Below are 320 nucleotides of genomic sequence, written 5' to 3'. Positions count from 1 at the left end.
ATCATCAAACCTTGTGAAAAAGTGTACGGTACACTTTACTTCTCTAAAATATGGCGTATTTCCGACAGTTCTATATTCGTAAACTTCGCAATATCTTCGATATCCATGCCATTTTTATGCATGCCTTGGATAAGTTGGATTTTCCCTTTTTCTATCCCCTCTTGAAGCCCTTCTTCTTTCCCTACTTGTTTTCCTTTTTCCATACCTTCTTCTATACCAACCTCACGTGCATGTGCTAATTTCGCTTGTTCATCAAATAACACTTTTTCACGTGCTTCATATGCGAGACGGAAAGAGCTACTCTGACTCATATTTTCCCA

1 pseudogene is annotated in these 320 nt (G+C 38.4%); it reads right to left on the bottom strand.

Annotation, left to right across the window (positions count from 1 at the left end):
* Window positions 1-35: 35 nt before the first annotated feature.
* Window positions 36-320 (bottom strand): annotated as a pseudogene (locus ACQRBL_RS32725) (Rpn family recombination-promoting nuclease/putative transposase); the annotation flags it as partial.

Source organism: Bacillus sp. AF62 (assembly GCF_050312695.1).
GTDB lineage: Bacteria > Bacillota > Bacilli > Bacillales > Bacillaceae_G > Bacillus_A > Bacillus_A cereus.
The sequence above is the reverse complement of the archived record's forward strand: the minus strand, read 5'-3'. Positions and strand labels throughout refer to the sequence as shown.